This is a genomic window from Mesorhizobium sp. ESP7-2 (assembly GCF_020164715.1).
Lineage (GTDB): Bacteria > Pseudomonadota > Alphaproteobacteria > Rhizobiales > Rhizobiaceae > Mesorhizobium.
In genome coordinates, this window is the sequence record NZ_JAIUGQ010000041.1 from 1 (window position 1) to 15,279 (window position 15,279).

At 62.5% G+C, this 15,279-nt stretch carries 16 protein-coding genes; 2 read left to right on the plus strand and 14 right to left on the minus strand.

What is annotated here, in order from left to right; all coding sequences use genetic code 11:
• Positions 1-110: 110 nt before the first annotated feature.
• From LB543_RS27765 to yajC, 6 genes are all read right to left on the minus strand, one after another.
• Positions 111-1,061, minus strand: a complete 951-nt coding sequence (locus LB543_RS27765) for a sterol desaturase family protein (protein WP_224616435.1) — start codon at positions 1,059-1,061, stop codon at positions 111-113.
• A complete protein-coding gene (locus tag LB543_RS27770) occupies positions 1,061-1,495 on the minus strand; it encodes a hypothetical protein (protein WP_224616436.1) in 435 nt (144 codons plus the stop codon). Before LB543_RS27770 ends, LB543_RS27765 begins: the two co-directional genes overlap by 1 nt.
• A gap of 78 nt (positions 1,496-1,573) precedes the next feature.
• Positions 1,574-2,422, minus strand: coding sequence for a phytoene/squalene synthase family protein (locus tag LB543_RS27775; RefSeq protein WP_224616437.1), 849 nt, complete (start codon positions 2,420-2,422; stop codon positions 1,574-1,576).
• 1 nt (position 2,423) lies between these two features.
• Positions 2,424-2,816, minus strand: a complete 393-nt coding sequence (locus LB543_RS27780; protein ID WP_224590107.1) for an Mth938-like domain-containing protein — start codon at positions 2,814-2,816, stop codon at positions 2,424-2,426.
• A gap of 26 nt (positions 2,817-2,842) precedes the next feature.
• Entirely contained in the window at positions 2,843-5,392 is a 2,550-nt protein-coding gene (secDF, locus tag LB543_RS27785) for a protein translocase subunit SecDF (RefSeq protein WP_140808781.1), read from the minus strand.
• A gap of 51 nt (positions 5,393-5,443) precedes the next feature.
• Positions 5,444-5,785, minus strand: coding sequence for a preprotein translocase subunit YajC (yajC, locus tag LB543_RS27790; protein ID WP_010909882.1), 342 nt, complete (start codon positions 5,783-5,785; stop codon positions 5,444-5,446).
• Between the two features lie 288 nt (positions 5,786-6,073).
• Between yajC and LB543_RS27795 the strand changes: the two genes are divergently transcribed.
• Positions 6,074-6,949 carry an ATP-binding protein gene (locus LB543_RS27795; RefSeq protein WP_224616438.1) on the plus strand — a complete coding sequence of 292 codons (876 nt, stop codon included), beginning with the start codon at positions 6,074-6,076 and terminating at the stop codon, positions 6,947-6,949.
• Between the two features lie 5 nt (positions 6,950-6,954).
• On the opposite strand, the gene LB543_RS27800 is transcribed toward LB543_RS27795, so the two are convergent.
• A complete protein-coding gene (locus LB543_RS27800; RefSeq protein WP_224616439.1) occupies positions 6,955-7,776 on the minus strand; it encodes an AraC family transcriptional regulator in 822 nt (273 codons plus the stop codon).
• A 113-nt stretch (positions 7,777-7,889) separates the two neighbouring features.
• On the opposite strand from LB543_RS27800, the gene LB543_RS27805 reads away from it, so the two are divergent.
• Positions 7,890-8,669, plus strand: a complete 780-nt coding sequence (locus LB543_RS27805; protein ID WP_224616440.1) for an NAD-dependent epimerase/dehydratase family protein — start codon at positions 7,890-7,892, stop codon at positions 8,667-8,669.
• Positions 8,670-8,782: 113 nt separating this feature from the next.
• Here LB543_RS27805 and LB543_RS27810 read toward each other — a convergent pair whose 3' ends face one another.
• The 7 genes from LB543_RS27810 to LB543_RS27840 form a co-directional block, all read right to left on the minus strand.
• Entirely contained in the window at positions 8,783-10,315 is a 1,533-nt protein-coding gene (locus LB543_RS27810) for a peptidoglycan DD-metalloendopeptidase family protein (protein WP_224616441.1), read from the minus strand.
• Between the two features lie 167 nt (positions 10,316-10,482).
• Positions 10,483-11,142 (minus strand): protein-L-isoaspartate(D-aspartate) O-methyltransferase, encoded by a 660-nt coding sequence (locus tag LB543_RS27815; protein ID WP_140761388.1) that lies wholly within the window; start codon positions 11,140-11,142, stop codon positions 10,483-10,485.
• Entirely contained in the window at positions 11,139-11,897 is a 759-nt protein-coding gene (surE, locus tag LB543_RS27820; protein WP_140761390.1) for a 5'/3'-nucleotidase SurE, read from the minus strand. The genes LB543_RS27815 and surE overlap by 4 nt, the downstream gene beginning before the upstream one ends.
• Positions 11,897-13,201, minus strand: coding sequence for a serine--tRNA ligase (serS, locus tag LB543_RS27825; protein WP_224616442.1), 1,305 nt, complete (start codon positions 13,199-13,201; stop codon positions 11,897-11,899). Before serS ends, surE begins: the two co-directional genes overlap by 1 nt.
• A 104-nt stretch (positions 13,202-13,305) precedes the next feature.
• Positions 13,306-14,181, minus strand: coding sequence for a twin-arginine translocase subunit TatC (tatC, locus tag LB543_RS27830; protein ID WP_140761396.1), 876 nt, complete (start codon positions 14,179-14,181; stop codon positions 13,306-13,308).
• A complete protein-coding gene (gene tatB, locus LB543_RS27835) occupies positions 14,178-14,957 on the minus strand; it encodes a Sec-independent protein translocase protein TatB (protein ID WP_224616443.1) in 780 nt (259 codons plus the stop codon). Before tatB ends, tatC begins: the two co-directional genes overlap by 4 nt.
• A 30-nt stretch (positions 14,958-14,987) precedes the next feature.
• Positions 14,988-15,209, minus strand: a complete 222-nt coding sequence (locus LB543_RS27840; protein WP_015317533.1) for a twin-arginine translocase TatA/TatE family subunit — start codon at positions 15,207-15,209, stop codon at positions 14,988-14,990.
• Positions 15,210-15,279: the final 70 nt, after the last annotated feature.

Consider the following 15,279-nt stretch of genomic DNA (forward strand, 5'->3'; position numbering starts at 1 on the left):
CGCCAACTTCATGGGCTTTGTCAAACTTGCAGCTATCGCCATCTGGCTCAGGTAGTTAAATCGTCACTACGCTCTAGGGTGCGGATCAAGGTCGTCGACTAGGCCTTACACTACTCCGCCGGCTCAGCCCCTGCCATCGGCAATCCCGGCTTGCCCGCCTCGCCCGGATTTCTCCGAACATATGCCGCCTTCAGCGTTTCCGAGGTTTCGCGCGAGCCGTCATGGCTCCAGCCTGGCGGCTTGATCAGGTAGTTCAGACGCTCGCGCAGCGTCAGATCGGGTGCGAAGGCATCTCTGAACATGCCGATCCATTCGTGGAATGCCACCTTCAGCGGGTTGAAGGTGCCCAGATTCCTGACGATGCCGTAGCGCGGCCGGTCCTCTTCCAATTCCTCGACGAAGGTGCCGAACATGCGGTCCCAGATGATCAGCGTGCCGGCGTAGTTGGCGTCGAGATAGCGCGGGTTGGTGGCGTGGTGGACGCGGTGGTGTGACGGCGTGTTGAAGATGAACTCGAACCAGCCCCACATCTTGCCGATCGTCTCGGTGTGGATCCAGAACTGCCAGACGAGGTTGAAGCCGAAGGTGAAGGCAATCACCGCCGGGTGGAAACCGAGCAGCACCAGCGGCGCCTGCAGCACGAACATGAAGGTGAACAGCCCGGTCCAGCTCTGCCTGAGCGCCGTCGAGAGGTTGTAGTGCTGGCTGGAATGGTGATTGACATGCTCGGCCCAGACCCAGCGCACGCGATGCGCGATGCGATGGTAGACATAATAGCGCAGATCATCGAGCAGGAAGGCGGCCAAGAACACCCAGACCGACAGGCCGAGATTGAAGACACGGAACTGCCAGAGCCACAGCAGCGCCCAGTAGGAGACGATACTAAGCAGCAGCCCGGCGACGACATTGCCAGTGCCCATCATCAGGCTGGTCAAGGTGTCGCGCGTCTCGAACGAGCCCTTGGCGCGACCTGTGCGCACCAGCCATAGCTCGATCAGGATCGCGGCGACGAAAAACGGAATGGCCAGTTGGGTGACCTGCGGAAAATCGTAGCTGTCCATCACGCGGCCTCCCTGGCGGAACTCGTGTCTCGCGGCTCAAGAGCGTTCAGCAAGGCCCGTGCGTCGACGTCACTGGCAAGGCGGAAGCGGCCGCCCTTCCAGGTGAAGTCCGTCAGCCGCACCTGGATCGTGTTCGTCTCGTCAGCATTGGACACAATGACGTCCCCAGGCGTCACGATGCGGGTCAGAAAGCAGTCGCCGATACCGTGGACGATGCCCGTGCGGCCATGGCCAAGATCGAGAAAAGCGGACCGGCTGTCCGCCGTTAGTCGAACCGCGATCGCAATCTCGTCGGGAAAGTCCTCTGCGAATCGGCCTATCGCTTGATCAGCGCCGGTCAGAGTGGCCATCTTGCTGCCGCCGGTGAAATGCACGGCGGCGACCGACAGCGCAATGCCTAGCACGACGATCGCGACCAGCACGGGCAGGCTCATGGATTTCCTCCGGGCCAGCCTGTCGTCTTCTGCGACAGTTCTCGGCAGGCGGACTCCTTAACACAATTGACGTTTACGTCAAAGTGTCGGCCAGCCCTTGTCTGCACGGCGCAGCAGCAACCAATGCCGGCGCAACGCCGACAGCCGCGCCGCGCCGCCGAGCGGTGAGTGGCGCGAGCCTTCCATCTTGTCGAGGTAGGCGCGTGACAGCGCCAGCGGCAGGAATGCCGGACGCAGCGACCCCGGCAGCGCGGCGGCACCCCGCTCGAAGGCGGAAAAATGTTCGCGCGCCAGCGCGATCATCGCCGCCACGGCGCGCTGGGCGCTAGGCCCGCCATCGCCAGCAACAAATGCGTCCGGCGACGAGCCCGCTGCCGCCAGAATATCGGCCGGCACGAAGCATTGCCCGCGCTTGCGGTGCAGCGGCAACAGAAGCAAAAGGCCTGTCATCGCCTGGGCGCAGCCCGCCCTGCCCGCCAGTTCGGCAAACCCCGGCGCCTCGACAGGATCGAGCACCATTGCGGCGAGCTGGATGAGCGCGGCTGCAGTCTCGCCGCAATAGCCCTCCAGATCGGTGCGCGATGGCATCGGGTCGTCGTAGAGATCGAAGATACGTGCTTCGAGCATGTTCTCGAAGGCGAGTTTCGGCAGCTTGAATGTCGCAATGGTGGCGTTCAAGGCTTCGGCAACGGGATGGCCCGCGCCCGCCTCGCCGCCGGCGGCAATGACATCGCGCCACCATTGCAGCCGCACCTCACCGGGCAACGGCTCATGGATGCGGTCACGGATGCCCGCGATCTCGGCATTGAAAGCGTAGAGCGAAAACAGCGCGTCGCGCTTATCGGCAGCTGCATAGAGCGCGGTGAGATAGCGATCATGATCGGCGGCGCGCACCCCGTCCATGACGATTTTGGCATTCTGCGACATATCAGTCGACGGCGATGAGCGCGGCAGCCACGGCGCGGTTTTCCGCCAGAAGGACGTTGTAGGTCCGCACTGCTGCACCGGTCGACATCGGGTCGGAGGCTATGCCTGCATCCTTCAATGCCCCCCGCAGCGCCGCCGGCAACGGCCGCAGATCCCTGCCCATGCCCACCAACAGGATCTCGACCCTGTCGGCCTCGGCCAGAAGCCGGTCGAAATCCGCCGTCGTCAGCGCCAGGGGATTTGCCGGCTCCCAGCCATGGATGCCGGACGGCAGACACAGGAGCGAGCCGCGATGCGACATGTCGGCAAAGCGGAAGCCGCCATTGCCATAAGCCTCGATCGGCGCGCGGCCGGGGAAATGCGCCTCGCGGATGACGATGCCTTTGCCGGTCACCACTCTGTCACCTTCGGGGCCGCGCGTCAGGTCGCGACCGCCTTGCCACCGTTGACCGGCTTTTCCTCATCGGCCGAAGCTTGCGGCCGCAGCTTGAACAGGATCAGCAACGGCGCCGCGATGAAGATCGAAGAATACGTGCCGAACACGACGCCGAACAGCATCGCCAAGGTGAAGGAGCGGATCACTTCGCCGCCAAACAGCACCAGCGCCAGCAGCGCCAAGCTGGTCGTCACGGACGTCAGCGTCGTTCGCGACAACGTCTCATTGATGGCGTTGTTCAACAGTTGCGGCAACGGCATTCGCTTGTATTTTCGCAGGTCCTCGCGGACGCGGTCATAGACCACGATCGTGTCGTTCAGCGAATAACCGATGATGGTCAGGATCGCCGCCAGTGACGACTGGTTGAATTCGAGCCCGCTGATGACGAAGAAACCGAGCGTCATGACCACGTCGTGCACCGTCGCGACGATAGCGCCGACCGCGAACTGCCATTCGAAACGGAACCAGACATAGACAAGGATGCCGACCAGCGCGACGATCATGGCTATCGTGCCTTGCTTGGCCAATTCGCCGGAAACCGTCGGGCCCACCACTTCGACGCGGCGGAAATTATACTGGTCCTGCAGCTCGCCGCGCACCTTGTCGATCACGGTCTGCTCGGCATTTTCACCCCCGTCCTGTGTGCCGACGCGGATCAACACGTCGTTGGGCGCACCGAACTGCTGCACCTGCACTTCGCCGATGTTCAGTTCCGTCAGTCGGCTGCGGATATCGCCGAGATTGGCATCGCCGCTCTTGGATTGGACCTCGATCAGCGAGCCGCCCTTGAAATCGATGCCGTAATTGATACCGACGCTCATGAACAGCACGACGGACAGTATCGACAATGTGCTCGACAGCGCGAACGTCCACCGGCGGATACCCATGAACGGAATTTTCGTGCCCGGTGGAACGAAGGTCACCGGCGCTTTCGGCAATTCCTTCGGACGGGCACGTCGCAGCCAGATCGAGACCAGCAGGCGGGTGAAGGTGAATGCGGTGAAGACCGTCGTCAGGATGCCGATGGCATAGGTGATGGCAAAGCCCTTCACCGGCCCGGTACCGAGATAGAAAAGCACCACCGTCGCAATGAGCGACGTGACGTTGGAATCGACGATGGTCGCCAGCGCCTTCGAGAAACCGGTGTCGATCGCCTGGATCACCGAGCGGCCGGCGCGTCGCTCCTCGCGGATACGCTCGTAGATCAGCACGTTGGAATCGACCGCCATGCCGATGGTCAGCACGATACCGGCAATACCCGGCAAGGTCAGTGTGGCGCCAAGCAGCGACAGCAGCCCGACGATCATCGCCACGTGCACCGCCAGCGCGATATTGGCGAGGAAGCCGAGGAAACCGTAGGACACGAACATGAACGCCACGACGAGGATCGAACCGATGATGCCGGCGACCTTGCCCGCATGGATCGAATCCTGGCCCAGGCCTGGACCCACGGTGCGTTCCTCAATGACGGTCAGCGTCGCCGGCAGCGCGCCTGCGCGCAGCAGCACGGCCAGGTCGTTGGCGCTCTGGGCAGTGAAATTGCCGGAGATCTGGCCTGTGCCGCCGAGGATCGGCTCGCGGATTTGCGGAGCCGAGATCACCTGGTTGTCGAGGATGATGGCAAACAGCTTGCCGACATTCTGCGCGGTGGCCTGGCCGAAGCGGGCAGCGCCCTTCGAATCGAAGCGGAACGAAACCACCGGCTCGTTGTTCTGCGAATTGTACGTCGCCTGTGCGTCGACGAGGTTTTCACCCGATACGATGACGCGGTTTTCGATCAGGTAGGGAACGGGCGGATCGTCCTGCGAATAGAGCACCGAATCGCCTGCCGGCGGGCGTCCCTTGAGGGCGTCCTGCACCGGCATCGACTGGTCGACCATCTGGAAGGTCAGCTTCGCGGTCTGGCCGAGGATTTCCTTCAGCCGCTGCGGGTCCTGCAGGCCAGGCACCTGGACGAGGATGCGGTCGTCACCTTGCCGCTGCACGATAGGCTCGGTCGTGCCGAGTTCGTTGACGCGGCGCTGGACCACTTCGATCGACTGTTCCAGTGCGGTCGATGTGCGGTATTTGATGCCGGCGTCGGTGACGGTGAACTTGAGCAGGCCGGGCTCCGAATCGTCCAGTGACATTTCCTGGATGGAACCGCCGGTGAAGAGGCCGGCGGCGACGGGATCCGTCAAGCTCTTCAACGCCTTCTTTGCGGCATCGAGTTGGGCCGGATCGGTGATGCGGACCTGCAGGGTCCGGCCCGTGCCGGCTAGGCCGGTATAACCGATCTTGGCATCGCGCAGCAGTGTGCGGATTTCATCGCGCGCCGTCTCCAGCCGATCCTTGATTAGGTCGTTCTGATTCATCTCCAGCAGGATGTGCGAACCGCCCTGCAGGTCGAGGCCGAGCGTCATCTGCCGCTTCGGCACCCAACTGGGGAGCTGGGCCAGCGTGCTGGCGGGGAACAGATTGGGCGCGGCGAGGATCACTGTGGCGGCCACGGCCAGCCAGATCAGGATCATCTTGAAGCGCGAGAAATAAAGCATATGGCGTCGTCCGTCAGAGCGTGTCCGCGGATCGCTCCGCCTTGAATCTGGTTATTTCTTGGCGTTCTGGTTGGCGACCGGTTCGCCCTTGACGCGCACGTCGGCGATCGTCGAGCGCAGCGCCGTCACCTTGGTGCCGCCGCCAAGATCGATCTCCAGCTCGTTGTCGTCGATCACCTTCGTCACCTTGCCGACGAAACCGCCGCCGGTGACGACAGTGTCGCCGCGACGAACCGCCGCCAGCATCTCGCCGCGCTTCTTCAGCTGTGTGCGCTGCGGGCGGATGATGAGAAAATACATGATCACGAAAATCAGGACAAACGGCAAAATGCTGATGAACATATCGGGAGAGGCGCCGCCGATGCCTTGGGCGTATGCCGGTGTCACGAACATCGAGGTACTCCTGAATTTTGAAAACAGCCGCCAAACCGTCTTGTGGAATTTGGCGGCCCCTAGAAATTTGGCCGGAATATAGTCGGTAAAGTTGTCAATGCAACTGCGCGGCCGGGCAAATCCGCTGCTTTTCCGGCCTGTTTAGCCGTGTTAGAGCAGGATCACGAAAAGCGCGAGCCAGTTTTCGGAAAAGATCACGTTCGAACAAATGGTTGCAACCGGTTTCGAAACCGCCGGAATCGAACCGGGGCCGCCTGCCACGGCAAAAACCAAAGCAAAAGACCTGATATGACCGATACCAGCATTGACGCCCTGAACCAGAAACTCGACCGCCTGATCGAAGCGGTCAGCCGGCTCGCGCCGCCGCCGGTGCCTGAAACCGACCTCAACGTGGCCGATTGCTTCGTCTGGCAGGCCGAACCCGGCTATCTGGAGCCGGTGCGCAAGGTCAACCGCGTCGACATCGGCCTGATCCGCGGCGTCGACCGCGTCCGCGACATCCTCGTCGACAACACCGAGCGCTTCGCCGCCGGCTTCGCCGCCAACAACGTCCTGTTGTGGGGCGCGCGCGGTATGGGCAAATCGTCGCTGGTCAAGGCCGTGCATGCACAAATCAATGCCAAGGCCAAATCCGGCCTGCCGCTGAAGCTGATCGAAATCCACCGCGAGGACATCGACACGCTGCCGAAGCTGATGGGCTTGCTGAAGGCGGCCCCTTTCCGCGTCATCCTGTTCTGCGACGACCTCTCCTTCGATCATGACGACACGTCCTACAAGTCGCTGAAGGCGGCGCTTGAAGGCGGCGTCGAGGGCCGCCCGGCCAATGTCATCTTCTATGCCACCTCGAACCGCCGCCACCTGTTGCCGCGCGACATGATCGACAATGAGCGCTCGACCGCCATCAACCCGTCCGAAGCGGTCGAGGAAAAGGTCTCGCTATCCGATCGTTTCGGCTTGTGGCTCGGCTTTCACAAATGCTCGCAGGACGAATATCTCGACATGATCAACGGCTATGCCAGCCATCATGGTCTCGACATCGACCCCGAGCAGCTGCGGGCAGAGGCGCTGGAATGGGCGACGACGCGCGGCAGCCGCTCGGGCCGGGTCGCCTGGCAGTTTACCCAGGATCTGGCTGGTAGGCTCGGCAAGCCGCTACAGGATTGATGCGGTCATTTGGGTGGCTGCGGCCGTCGCAGGTCGCGCGGCGTTTGGCCGATCTCTCGGCGCATCCAATGCGCCAAGTGTGACTGGTGCGCAAAGCCCGTCATTTCAGCGACTTCGCTTGTGCTGAGATCGCCTCGCTGCAGCAGAACGCGTGCGCGTTCGACGCGACGTCGCAACACATAGCGGTGCAAGGTGACGCCCGTCGCCACCTTGAACCATGTCCGCAAATGCGAGCTGCTCGCGCCGGCAACTCGGCTTAGTCGATGGATCGAAAGCGGCTCGTGGAGAGCCGCCTCGATGTACTCCAGCACGCGTGTCAGCTGGGTATCCGACAAACGGTTCGTTCGACCGATATCAGGTTCACCGAGGCCAAGCAGCCTCACCGCCAGTGCAGCGCCAATGCTGTCGGCAAACAAAGGGTCACTCGGCGAGTTTGCATTCAGTTCGCTCTCGAGCGCTCGAGCGAGATGTTCGATGCGCTGGTCACGAAGCAGGTGCCGCGTGTCGAGCCGCAATGCTTGCGCCTTGCCGCCAAGCTCCTCCGCCACCCTTTCCATCAAGGCTGGCTGCAACGCGATCTCCAGCGTGTCGAACGAGGTTTCGGCCTCGAAGCCGCCCTCCTGGCCGGCCGGCACCAGGTCGATATCGCCGGCGCGCCTGACGAAATATCGTCCGACCTGATTGCAGTAGGAGCGCGTCGCCGCACTGGCATGCACCCTGATGCGATGGTGTGACGCCGGGGACAGGCGGTGGACGCCGGCTTCGATATGCCGGGAGGCCATTGTGACGTCGGACGCGGCTTGGGCCGGAGCGTATTGCGAACGCATGCTCTCTCGATTCGTGGCAAAACCTGTTCAAAATTTGGCAATTCCCGCGCGATTTTCAATGCCGTGGACCTGTACTCACGCCTCTCCATCAAACTTGGACGAGAGGTTATGCCATGAGTTTCTATGTTGTTGTCGGAGCGGGGCCGGTCGGTCGCGAAACCGCTCGCCTTCTTGGCGAGGAAGGACATGATGTCGTTCTCACCAGCCGGAGCGTCGGTTCGAACACGTTGCGGAACGTGCGGGCCGTACAGGCCGACGCCACCGATGCCTCGGAACTCGCGCGTGTCTGCCAAGGCGCCGACGCCATTTTCATGTGCGCCATGGCCACCTATCACAGGTGGCCAACCGATTTTTTCCCCATCATCGACGGTACCGTGCGCGCGGCGGAGGCGGTCGGCGCGAAGCTCATCGTCCTTGGAAACCTGTATGGCTATGGGGAAAGTGCCGACAGCCCGCTTCGCTCCGACCTTTCCCTGGATCCGACTTCGAAGAAAGGAACCGCCCCCTCCATCATCGAGGGGAAGCCCACCGCTTTCATTGGGAACCTCGACGCAACCCATGCCTGGGCCTTCACCAAGGACGTCGCCAGGACGCTTGTCGCGGCTTCCCGTTACACGGGCGAATGGGGGCGAGCGTTTCACGTTCCCTCGCAATACGCCTCACCCCGCCAACTCATCCTGAAAACCGCTGCGATGCTTCGGCAAGAGGCCTTGGAAATCCGTTCCTATTCCACTGCCGAGATGGAAGCATTGGGCATGCATGAGCTCATCGAGATGAGCTATCTTTTCGAGACCCCCTTGCTGGTGGATTCCTCCGACGCCGAGATGCTTCTCGGTATCAAGGCCAGCAGCCTCGAGGTGATGATCGCCGACACGCTGCGCGATCATCTTTGAGCCTTGAGAAACAGCCATCCGACAAAACTGAAAAAGCCCGCTCCTTGCGGGGCGGGCCTGAGCCGGCGGGCCGGACTGGAGGTCAGGCGGCCCGCAAATCGCATTTTTTTATTCTATTCGAGATAACCTGACGGGTCGACCGGCGCCGAGTTCTTGCGCACTTCGAAGTGCAGCTTCGGCGAGTCCGTCGTGCCGCTCATGCCCGAGAGTGCGATCTCCTGGCCGCGCTTGACCTTCTGGCCGCGCTGCACCTCGATCGAACTGGCATGGCCATAGACGGTGACCAGACCATTCTCGTGGCGCACCAGCACCGTGTTGCCGAATTCCTTCAGCCCGTCGCCGGCATAGATGACGACGCCGTTCTCGGCCGCCTTGACCGGCGTGCCCGTTGGCACGGCGATGTCGACGCCGTCCTTGCCGGATCCGAAACTGGAAATCACCCGGCCGCGAACCGGCCAGCGCATCTTGCCGATCCCAGTGGCACCCGGTGCCACCGCCTCGTCGTCCTCGGCCTGCTGGATGACTTTCGCGTCCTTCTTCGGCGGCGTGTAGGATGCCAGCGTTTCCGACGGCGTGGTCTTTGCCGGAGCTTGCGTGGTTGCGGTGGTCACCGGATCGACCTTGGCCGGCTTGGCACTGGCTACCGTCGCTATTCCGCCGGCCGGCACCTTCAGGGTCTGGCCAATCTTGAGCAAGCCATCCTTCATGCCATTGGCCTGCTTCAGCGCCACGACGCCGACGCCGGTCTTCCTGGCAATCGAGGACATCGTGTCTCCCGACTGGACCGTATAAGTGCCCGCAGCGCCGGTTGCCTTGGCCACCTGCGCCGGCTTTGGCTCCTTGGGCTGGCTCGCGGCGGCCGACGCGTCGACCTGGGCCGCGGACTTGCCCTCCTTGAGCTTCGGCTGCTGCGGCAGCACGGCGACCTTGTCCGGCGCGGTGGCCGGCAGATCGTGCTTGCCGTCCTTCACCGGCTTTGCGTCGGCGACCTTCGGCTCGCCCTTGCTCGAATAGGCATAGGCCGGGATGACGATCTTCTGACCGGTCTTCAGCCCCTTGGTCGGGCTCAGGCCATTCACCTTCATGATGACATCGGCCGGCACCTTGTAATGTGCTGCCAGGCCGGAAAGGGTCTCGCCGTCCCTGACGACGATTTCTGTCGCGTGCGGCGTGCCGGCCTGGGCCATCTTCGGCTCGTCCGGCTGGGCATTCTTGAAAGGCTTCGCGGCCGGCGCGACAGTGCCGGTCGTCGCCCTGTCGAGATGCGGCGCCGGGCGAACCAGGGCTGGCGCCGATGCGACACGCACCGGATTGGTGGCGGGCGCGAGCGCTGGAGCCGGCTGCGCCTGCGCGGAAGCCGGTGGCGGCAATGGCCGGCTGGAAACCGGTTCGAGACTGGAGCGGCTCACCGACTGCGTGTGGCTGCCGTCGAGCGGAGCGGCCGAGACATCGCCCGGATAGGGCTGCACCGCATCCTGCTTGTTGATGATGGCGCGCTGATTGTTTGTCGAGGAAGTGAAGACATCGTCGACACTGTTGAACCGCGAAGCCTGGGAACTGCACCCTGCCGCCGCGCCCGCAATCATCAGAACAGCGCAGCCCCGCGCCAGATTGCGACTATTTGCCTTCAAAACACTGAGTTGCATCGCACTAACCCGCACAAACGCTGCACCAACTGGACAGGATTAAAGCGCGTTAATGTTACTGGGCGGTTAACCCATTAGAATCCGACGAAAATTTTCTTAAAACATTTTGAGGATGGTCGGCGATACCGATAGCTGGGCCCGAAAGAGATCCGGCAGCCGGCCTGAAACTAGATAACCGCTGCCAAACTGCGCAGGATCGGTTGCAGCCGCACCATGCCGATATCCTCGCGTTCGAAACGGCTGCCGACCTTGGTGAGCTTGGCCAGTACCTGCTCGCCCTCCTCCGGCCCGATCGGCGCGATGACGATGCCGCCGCTCGACAATTGGTCGAGCAGGAAGCGCGGCAGGCTGTCGAATGCCGCCCAGGCCACGATGCGGTCGAACGGCCCTTCATTGGGCAATCCGTTGGAACCATCGGCCTGGCGCACGATGGCATTGCCCATGCCGAGCGCCTCGAAACGCTGGCGGGCTTGCTCGACCAGCGTCTTGTAGCGATCGACGGTCACGACGCGCGCCGCCAGCCGCGACATCACGGCCGCCGTGTAACCTGAGCCGGTGCCGATTTCGAGCACGCGGTTTCCCGTTTCGATGGCGAGTGCGGCGATCACCGCCGCCTGCATGTCAGCCCCTTCGATCGCCTCACCGCATTCGATCGGCAGCATGCGATCCGACCAGGCGATCGGGTGGAACTGCGCCGCCAGGAAGCCGCGTCGCGGCGTTGCTTCGAAAGCCGCGATCAGCGCCTTCGGGACCATTCCCCTGCCGCGCAGGCGCAGCAGGAAAGCTGCAAATCCTTCGCGATCATCGATTGGAAAGCCTTGATTCATGCAAGCGCCTTGCTCAATTGGTCACGGATCTCATGCGCGGTGAGGTCGAGCTGCAACGGCGTCACCGACACCAGCCGGTTGCGCAGGGCAAAGAGATCGGTTCCCTGCTTGCCTTCGACCGGCTCGCGGCCGAAGCGCAGCCAGTAATAAGGCAGGCCGCGCCCGTCGCGGCGCTCGTCGACCCACAGGCTGTGCACCAGCTTGCCCTGCGTGGTGACCACCGTGCCGGCCACTTCCTCGGGAAGGCAGTTCGGAAAATTGACGTTGAGCAGCACGCCGTCCGGCAGCGGCGCCGCGACGAGCTTCTTCAGCAGCGCCGGCGCCAAAGCCTCGGTGGTCTCATAGGGGACGACACGGTCTTCGCCGACATAGCTGTAACCCTGGCTGAGCGCGATCGAGCGGATGCCGAGCAGTGCGCCTTCCATGGCGCCGGCGACGGTGCCCGAATAGGTCACGTCGTCGGCGATGTTGGCGCCCGAGTTGATGCCGGACAGGATCAGGTCGGGTGCGCCGGGCAGTATCTTCCTGACGCCCATGATGACGCAGTCGGTCGGCGTGCCGCGCACGGCAAAATGTTTCTCGCCGATTTTTCGCAACCGCAGCGGCTCCGAGATCGACAGCGAATGCGCATAGCCCGACTGGTCCTGCTCCGGCGCCACCACCCAGACATCGTCGGACAGTGTGCGGGCGACGCGCTCGAGTGACGCCAGGCCCTCGGCATGAATGCCGTCGTCATTGGTCAGAAGAATGCGCATTATTTCGATTCGATCTTTTCCAGACCGCCCATGTAAGGCCGCAGCACTTCAGGAATGGTTACGCTGCCATCCTCATTCTGGTAGTTTTCGATGACAGCAATAAGCGCGCGGCCGACAGCGGTGCCCGAACCGTTGAGCGTATGGACGAAACGGTTGCCCTTGCCGTCCTTGTCCTTGTAGCGGGCGTCCATGCGGCGCGCCTGGAAATCGCCGCAGACAGAGCAGGACGAGATTTCGCGATAGGCGTTCTGGCCAGGCAGCCAGACTTCGATGTCGTAGGTCTTGCGCGCGCCAAAGCCCATGTCGCCGGTGCACAGCACCATGGTGCGGAACGGCAGGCCGAGCCGCTTCAAGACTTCCTCGGCGCATTGCGTCATCCGTTCATGCTCGGCGAGCGAGGATTCCTGGTCGGTGATCGACACCAGTTCGACCTTGTAGAACTGATGCTGGCGCAGCATGCCGCGCGTGTCACGTCCCGCCGAGCCTGCCTCCGAGCGGAAGCAGGGCGTCAGCGCGGTGTAGCGCAGCGGCAGCTTTTCATGCGCGGTGATCTCTTCGCGCACGAGATTCGTGAGCGGCACTTCGGCGGTAGGGATCAGGCCAAGCCTGCCCTCCCCGTGCGGCGTGAAGAACAGATCCTCCTCGAACTTCGGCAACTGGTTGGTGCCGAACAGAACGTCGTCCTTCACCATCAGAGGCGGGATGACCTCCTCATATCCGTGCTCGGTCGTGTGCAGGTCGAGCATGAACTGGCCGAGCGCGCGTTCCATCCGCGCCAGACCGCTCTTGAGCACGGTGAAGCGCGAACCCGACAGTTTCGCCGCGCGCTCGAAATCCATCATGCCGAGCGCTTCGCCGATCTCGAAATGCTCCTTCACCCAGTTCGGCCGCGTCGGCGCCTTGCCGACGATATGCCTGACGACATTGTCGTGCTCGTCCTTACCGACCGGCACGTCGTCGAGCGGCACATTGGGCAGCACCGCCAGCGCGTCGTTCAGGGCCTTGTCGAGCTCGCGTTCGCGCGCCTCACCATTCTGGATGAAGGTCTTGATCTCGCCGACTTCGGCTTTCAGTTTTGCGGCAAGGGCGGCATCGCCCGAACGCATGGCGTTGCCGATCTCCTTCGAGGCGGCGTTGCGGCGCTCCTGCTTGGTCTGCAATTCGGTGACGTGCTCGCGCCGCGCCTCATCCCGGGTGATCAGATCATCGACCGTGGACTGCGCCTCCTCGGACGACCACGAGCGCTTGACCAGCGCCTCTACAAGGGCCTTCGGGTTGTCGCGAATCCATTTGATGTCAAGCATGGTCTATCCGTCCTCAAGCTAGGCTTGAGGGGCGTAAACCGCATCCTTGATCGATGCAAGATGAGGCGGGGCGGCGGTTGTCGTTTTCCGCCGCCGCTGATGCCTTACGAGGCAGCAGGCGCGGGAGGCTCGTCCGGCGCCTTATCCGCCACGGTCTCGCCCGCTTCCTGCTTCTCGCGTGCAAGCCGCTGTTTTTCCTGATCCCGCTCGATCCACCGCGCGGCCCAGATGGAGACCTCGTAGAGAAGGATGGTCGGAAGGGCCAGGCCGATCTGGCTCATCGGATCCGGAGGTGTCAGCACCGCTGCAACGATGAAGGCGATGACGATCGCCCATTTGCGTTTCTCGGCCAGCGCCTTGGACGACAGCATGCCGACGCGCGTCATCAGGCTGGTCACCACCGGCAGCTGGAACACCAGGCCGAAGGAGAAGATCAGCGTCATGATCAGGCTGAGATATTCCGACACTTTCGGCAGCAGCGAAATCTGTACCTGGTCGTCCGTGCCGGTCTGCTGCATGGCGAGGAAGAACCACATCACCATCGGCGTGAAGAAGAAATAGACCAGCGAAGCGCCCATCAGGAACAGGACGGGCGACGCGATCAGGAACGGCAGGAAGGCATTGCGCTCGTTCTTGTAGAGGCCAGGCGCGATGAATTTGTAGATCTGCGTGGCGATCAGCGGAAAGGCGATGACCATGCCGCCGAACATGGCGAGCTTGACCTGCGTGAAGAAGAACTCTTGCGGCGCGGTGTAGATCAGCTCGACCTTGTGCGGGTCGAGCCCCGCCCATTTCGTCGCCCATTTGAACGGGACGACCAAAAGGTTGAACAGCCTTTTGGCGAAGAAGAAGCAAACCAGGAAGGCTACGAAGAAGCCACCGAGCGACCAGATCAGCCGCTTGCGCAGCTCGATCAGGTGCTCCATCAGCGGCGCCGACGATTTTTCGATCTCGTCCTTTTCCTTGTCCGAAACGCTCACTTGGCGGCTCCAGCCGTCTTTTTGGCTGCCGGCTTCTTCGCCGGAGCAGGCTTCGGTTCGGCTTTCGCCCCAGCCTTGGCGGCAGTCGACTTGACGGCAGCCGGCTTCGTCACAGCCGCGGTGGCAGACGCTGCCGCTGTCATGGCCTTTGTCGATGCCTTGGGTGCGGCTTTTGCCGTCAGTGCAGGTGCGGCTTTTGTCGTAACTGCCTTTGTGGACATCGAGGCCTTCGACGGGGCTTTTGCAGCCGGTGCCGTCTTGGCAGCTTTCTTGGCTGCGGATGCCTTCGGCGCAACGGCGGATTCCGTGGATGCCGTCACCACCGATTCATCGGTCATCGCCGGGAAAATCGGGGCTGGTGTCGTGGCTTCAGGGCCGTTGACGCCAGGCATGGTCGTTGCACCGTTCTTCAACGGCTCGGCCACCTGTGGCGTCGAAGCGACGGGCGCCGACGGATCGGCGGCTGGTTTCGGCTTCATCGCGGCGTCGACGCCGGCGCGTACATCGGCCGCGGCCTGCTCGAACGGATTGAGCTGCTTCTTGATCTCGGCGACCGGGCTCAGGCCCCTGAGTTCGTCGACTGACTTTTTGACGTCGTCGAGCTCGGCTTCCTTCAATGCCTCGTTGAACTGCTTCTGGAAATCGCCCGCCATGGCGCGTAGCTTCGCCGTCGTGCGGCCGAAGGTGCGCAGCATGTTGGGCAAATCCTTTGGCCCGACGACCACGATCATGACGATCGCGATCACCAGCATTTCGGTCCAGCCGACTTCAAACATGACAATCTGTTCCGACTAGAACTCTTTGGCTCAGCTCTTGCTGGCCTTTTCCTTCGCGGCCGAAACGGTCTCATCGGCACGGTGTTCGACGGTGCGCTTGTCGTCGGCGACGTCGTCGTCGGCCATGCCCTTCTTAAAGCTCTTGATGCCCTTGGCCATGTCGCCCATCAGCTCCGGGATCTTGCCGCGGCCGAACACCAGAAGCACGATGACCAGTACGATCATCCAGTGCCAAATCGAAAATGAACCCATAGCAAATCTCTCTCGAATGGTTTCCCTGGCGATGATCTATGCGTTTTCGCGTTGGGATTCAAACACAACC

What these genes read in the sequence shown, in the direction of transcription:
- LB543_RS27765 (WP_224616435.1), bottom strand. Translation starts at nt 1,061, where the DNA reads ATGGACAGCTACGATTTTCCGCAGGTCACCCAACTGGCCATTCCGTTT.
- LB543_RS27770 (WP_224616436.1), bottom strand. Translation starts at nt 1,495, where the DNA reads ATGAGCCTGCCCGTGCTGGTCGCGATCGTCGTGCTAGGCATTGCGCTG.
- LB543_RS27775 (WP_224616437.1), bottom strand. Translation starts at nt 2,422, where the DNA reads ATGTCGCAGAATGCCAAAATCGTCATGGACGGGGTGCGCGCCGCCGAT.
- secDF (WP_140808781.1), bottom strand. Translation starts at nt 5,392, where the DNA reads ATGCTTTATTTCTCGCGCTTCAAGATGATCCTGATCTGGCTGGCCGTG.
- yajC (WP_010909882.1), bottom strand. Translation starts at nt 5,785, where the DNA reads ATGTTCGTGACACCGGCATACGCCCAAGGCATCGGCGGCGCCTCTCCC.
- LB543_RS27795 (WP_224616438.1), top strand. Translation starts at nt 6,074, where the DNA reads ATGACCGATACCAGCATTGACGCCCTGAACCAGAAACTCGACCGCCTG.
- LB543_RS27800 (WP_224616439.1), bottom strand. Translation starts at nt 7,776, where the DNA reads ATGCGTTCGCAATACGCTCCGGCCCAAGCCGCGTCCGACGTCACAATG.
- LB543_RS27805 (WP_224616440.1), top strand. Translation starts at nt 7,890, where the DNA reads ATGAGTTTCTATGTTGTTGTCGGAGCGGGGCCGGTCGGTCGCGAAACC.
- LB543_RS27810 (WP_224616441.1), bottom strand. Translation starts at nt 10,315, where the DNA reads ATGCAACTCAGTGTTTTGAAGGCAAATAGTCGCAATCTGGCGCGGGGC.
- LB543_RS27815 (WP_140761388.1), bottom strand. Translation starts at nt 11,142, where the DNA reads ATGAATCAAGGCTTTCCAATCGATGATCGCGAAGGATTTGCAGCTTTC.
- surE (WP_140761390.1), bottom strand. Translation starts at nt 11,897, where the DNA reads ATGCGCATTCTTCTGACCAATGACGACGGCATTCATGCCGAGGGCCTG.
- serS (WP_224616442.1), bottom strand. Translation starts at nt 13,201, where the DNA reads ATGCTTGACATCAAATGGATTCGCGACAACCCGAAGGCCCTTGTAGAG.
- tatB (WP_224616443.1), bottom strand. Translation starts at nt 14,957, where the DNA reads ATGTTTGAAGTCGGCTGGACCGAAATGCTGGTGATCGCGATCGTCATG.
- LB543_RS27840 (WP_015317533.1), bottom strand. Translation starts at nt 15,209, where the DNA reads ATGGGTTCATTTTCGATTTGGCACTGGATGATCGTACTGGTCATCGTG.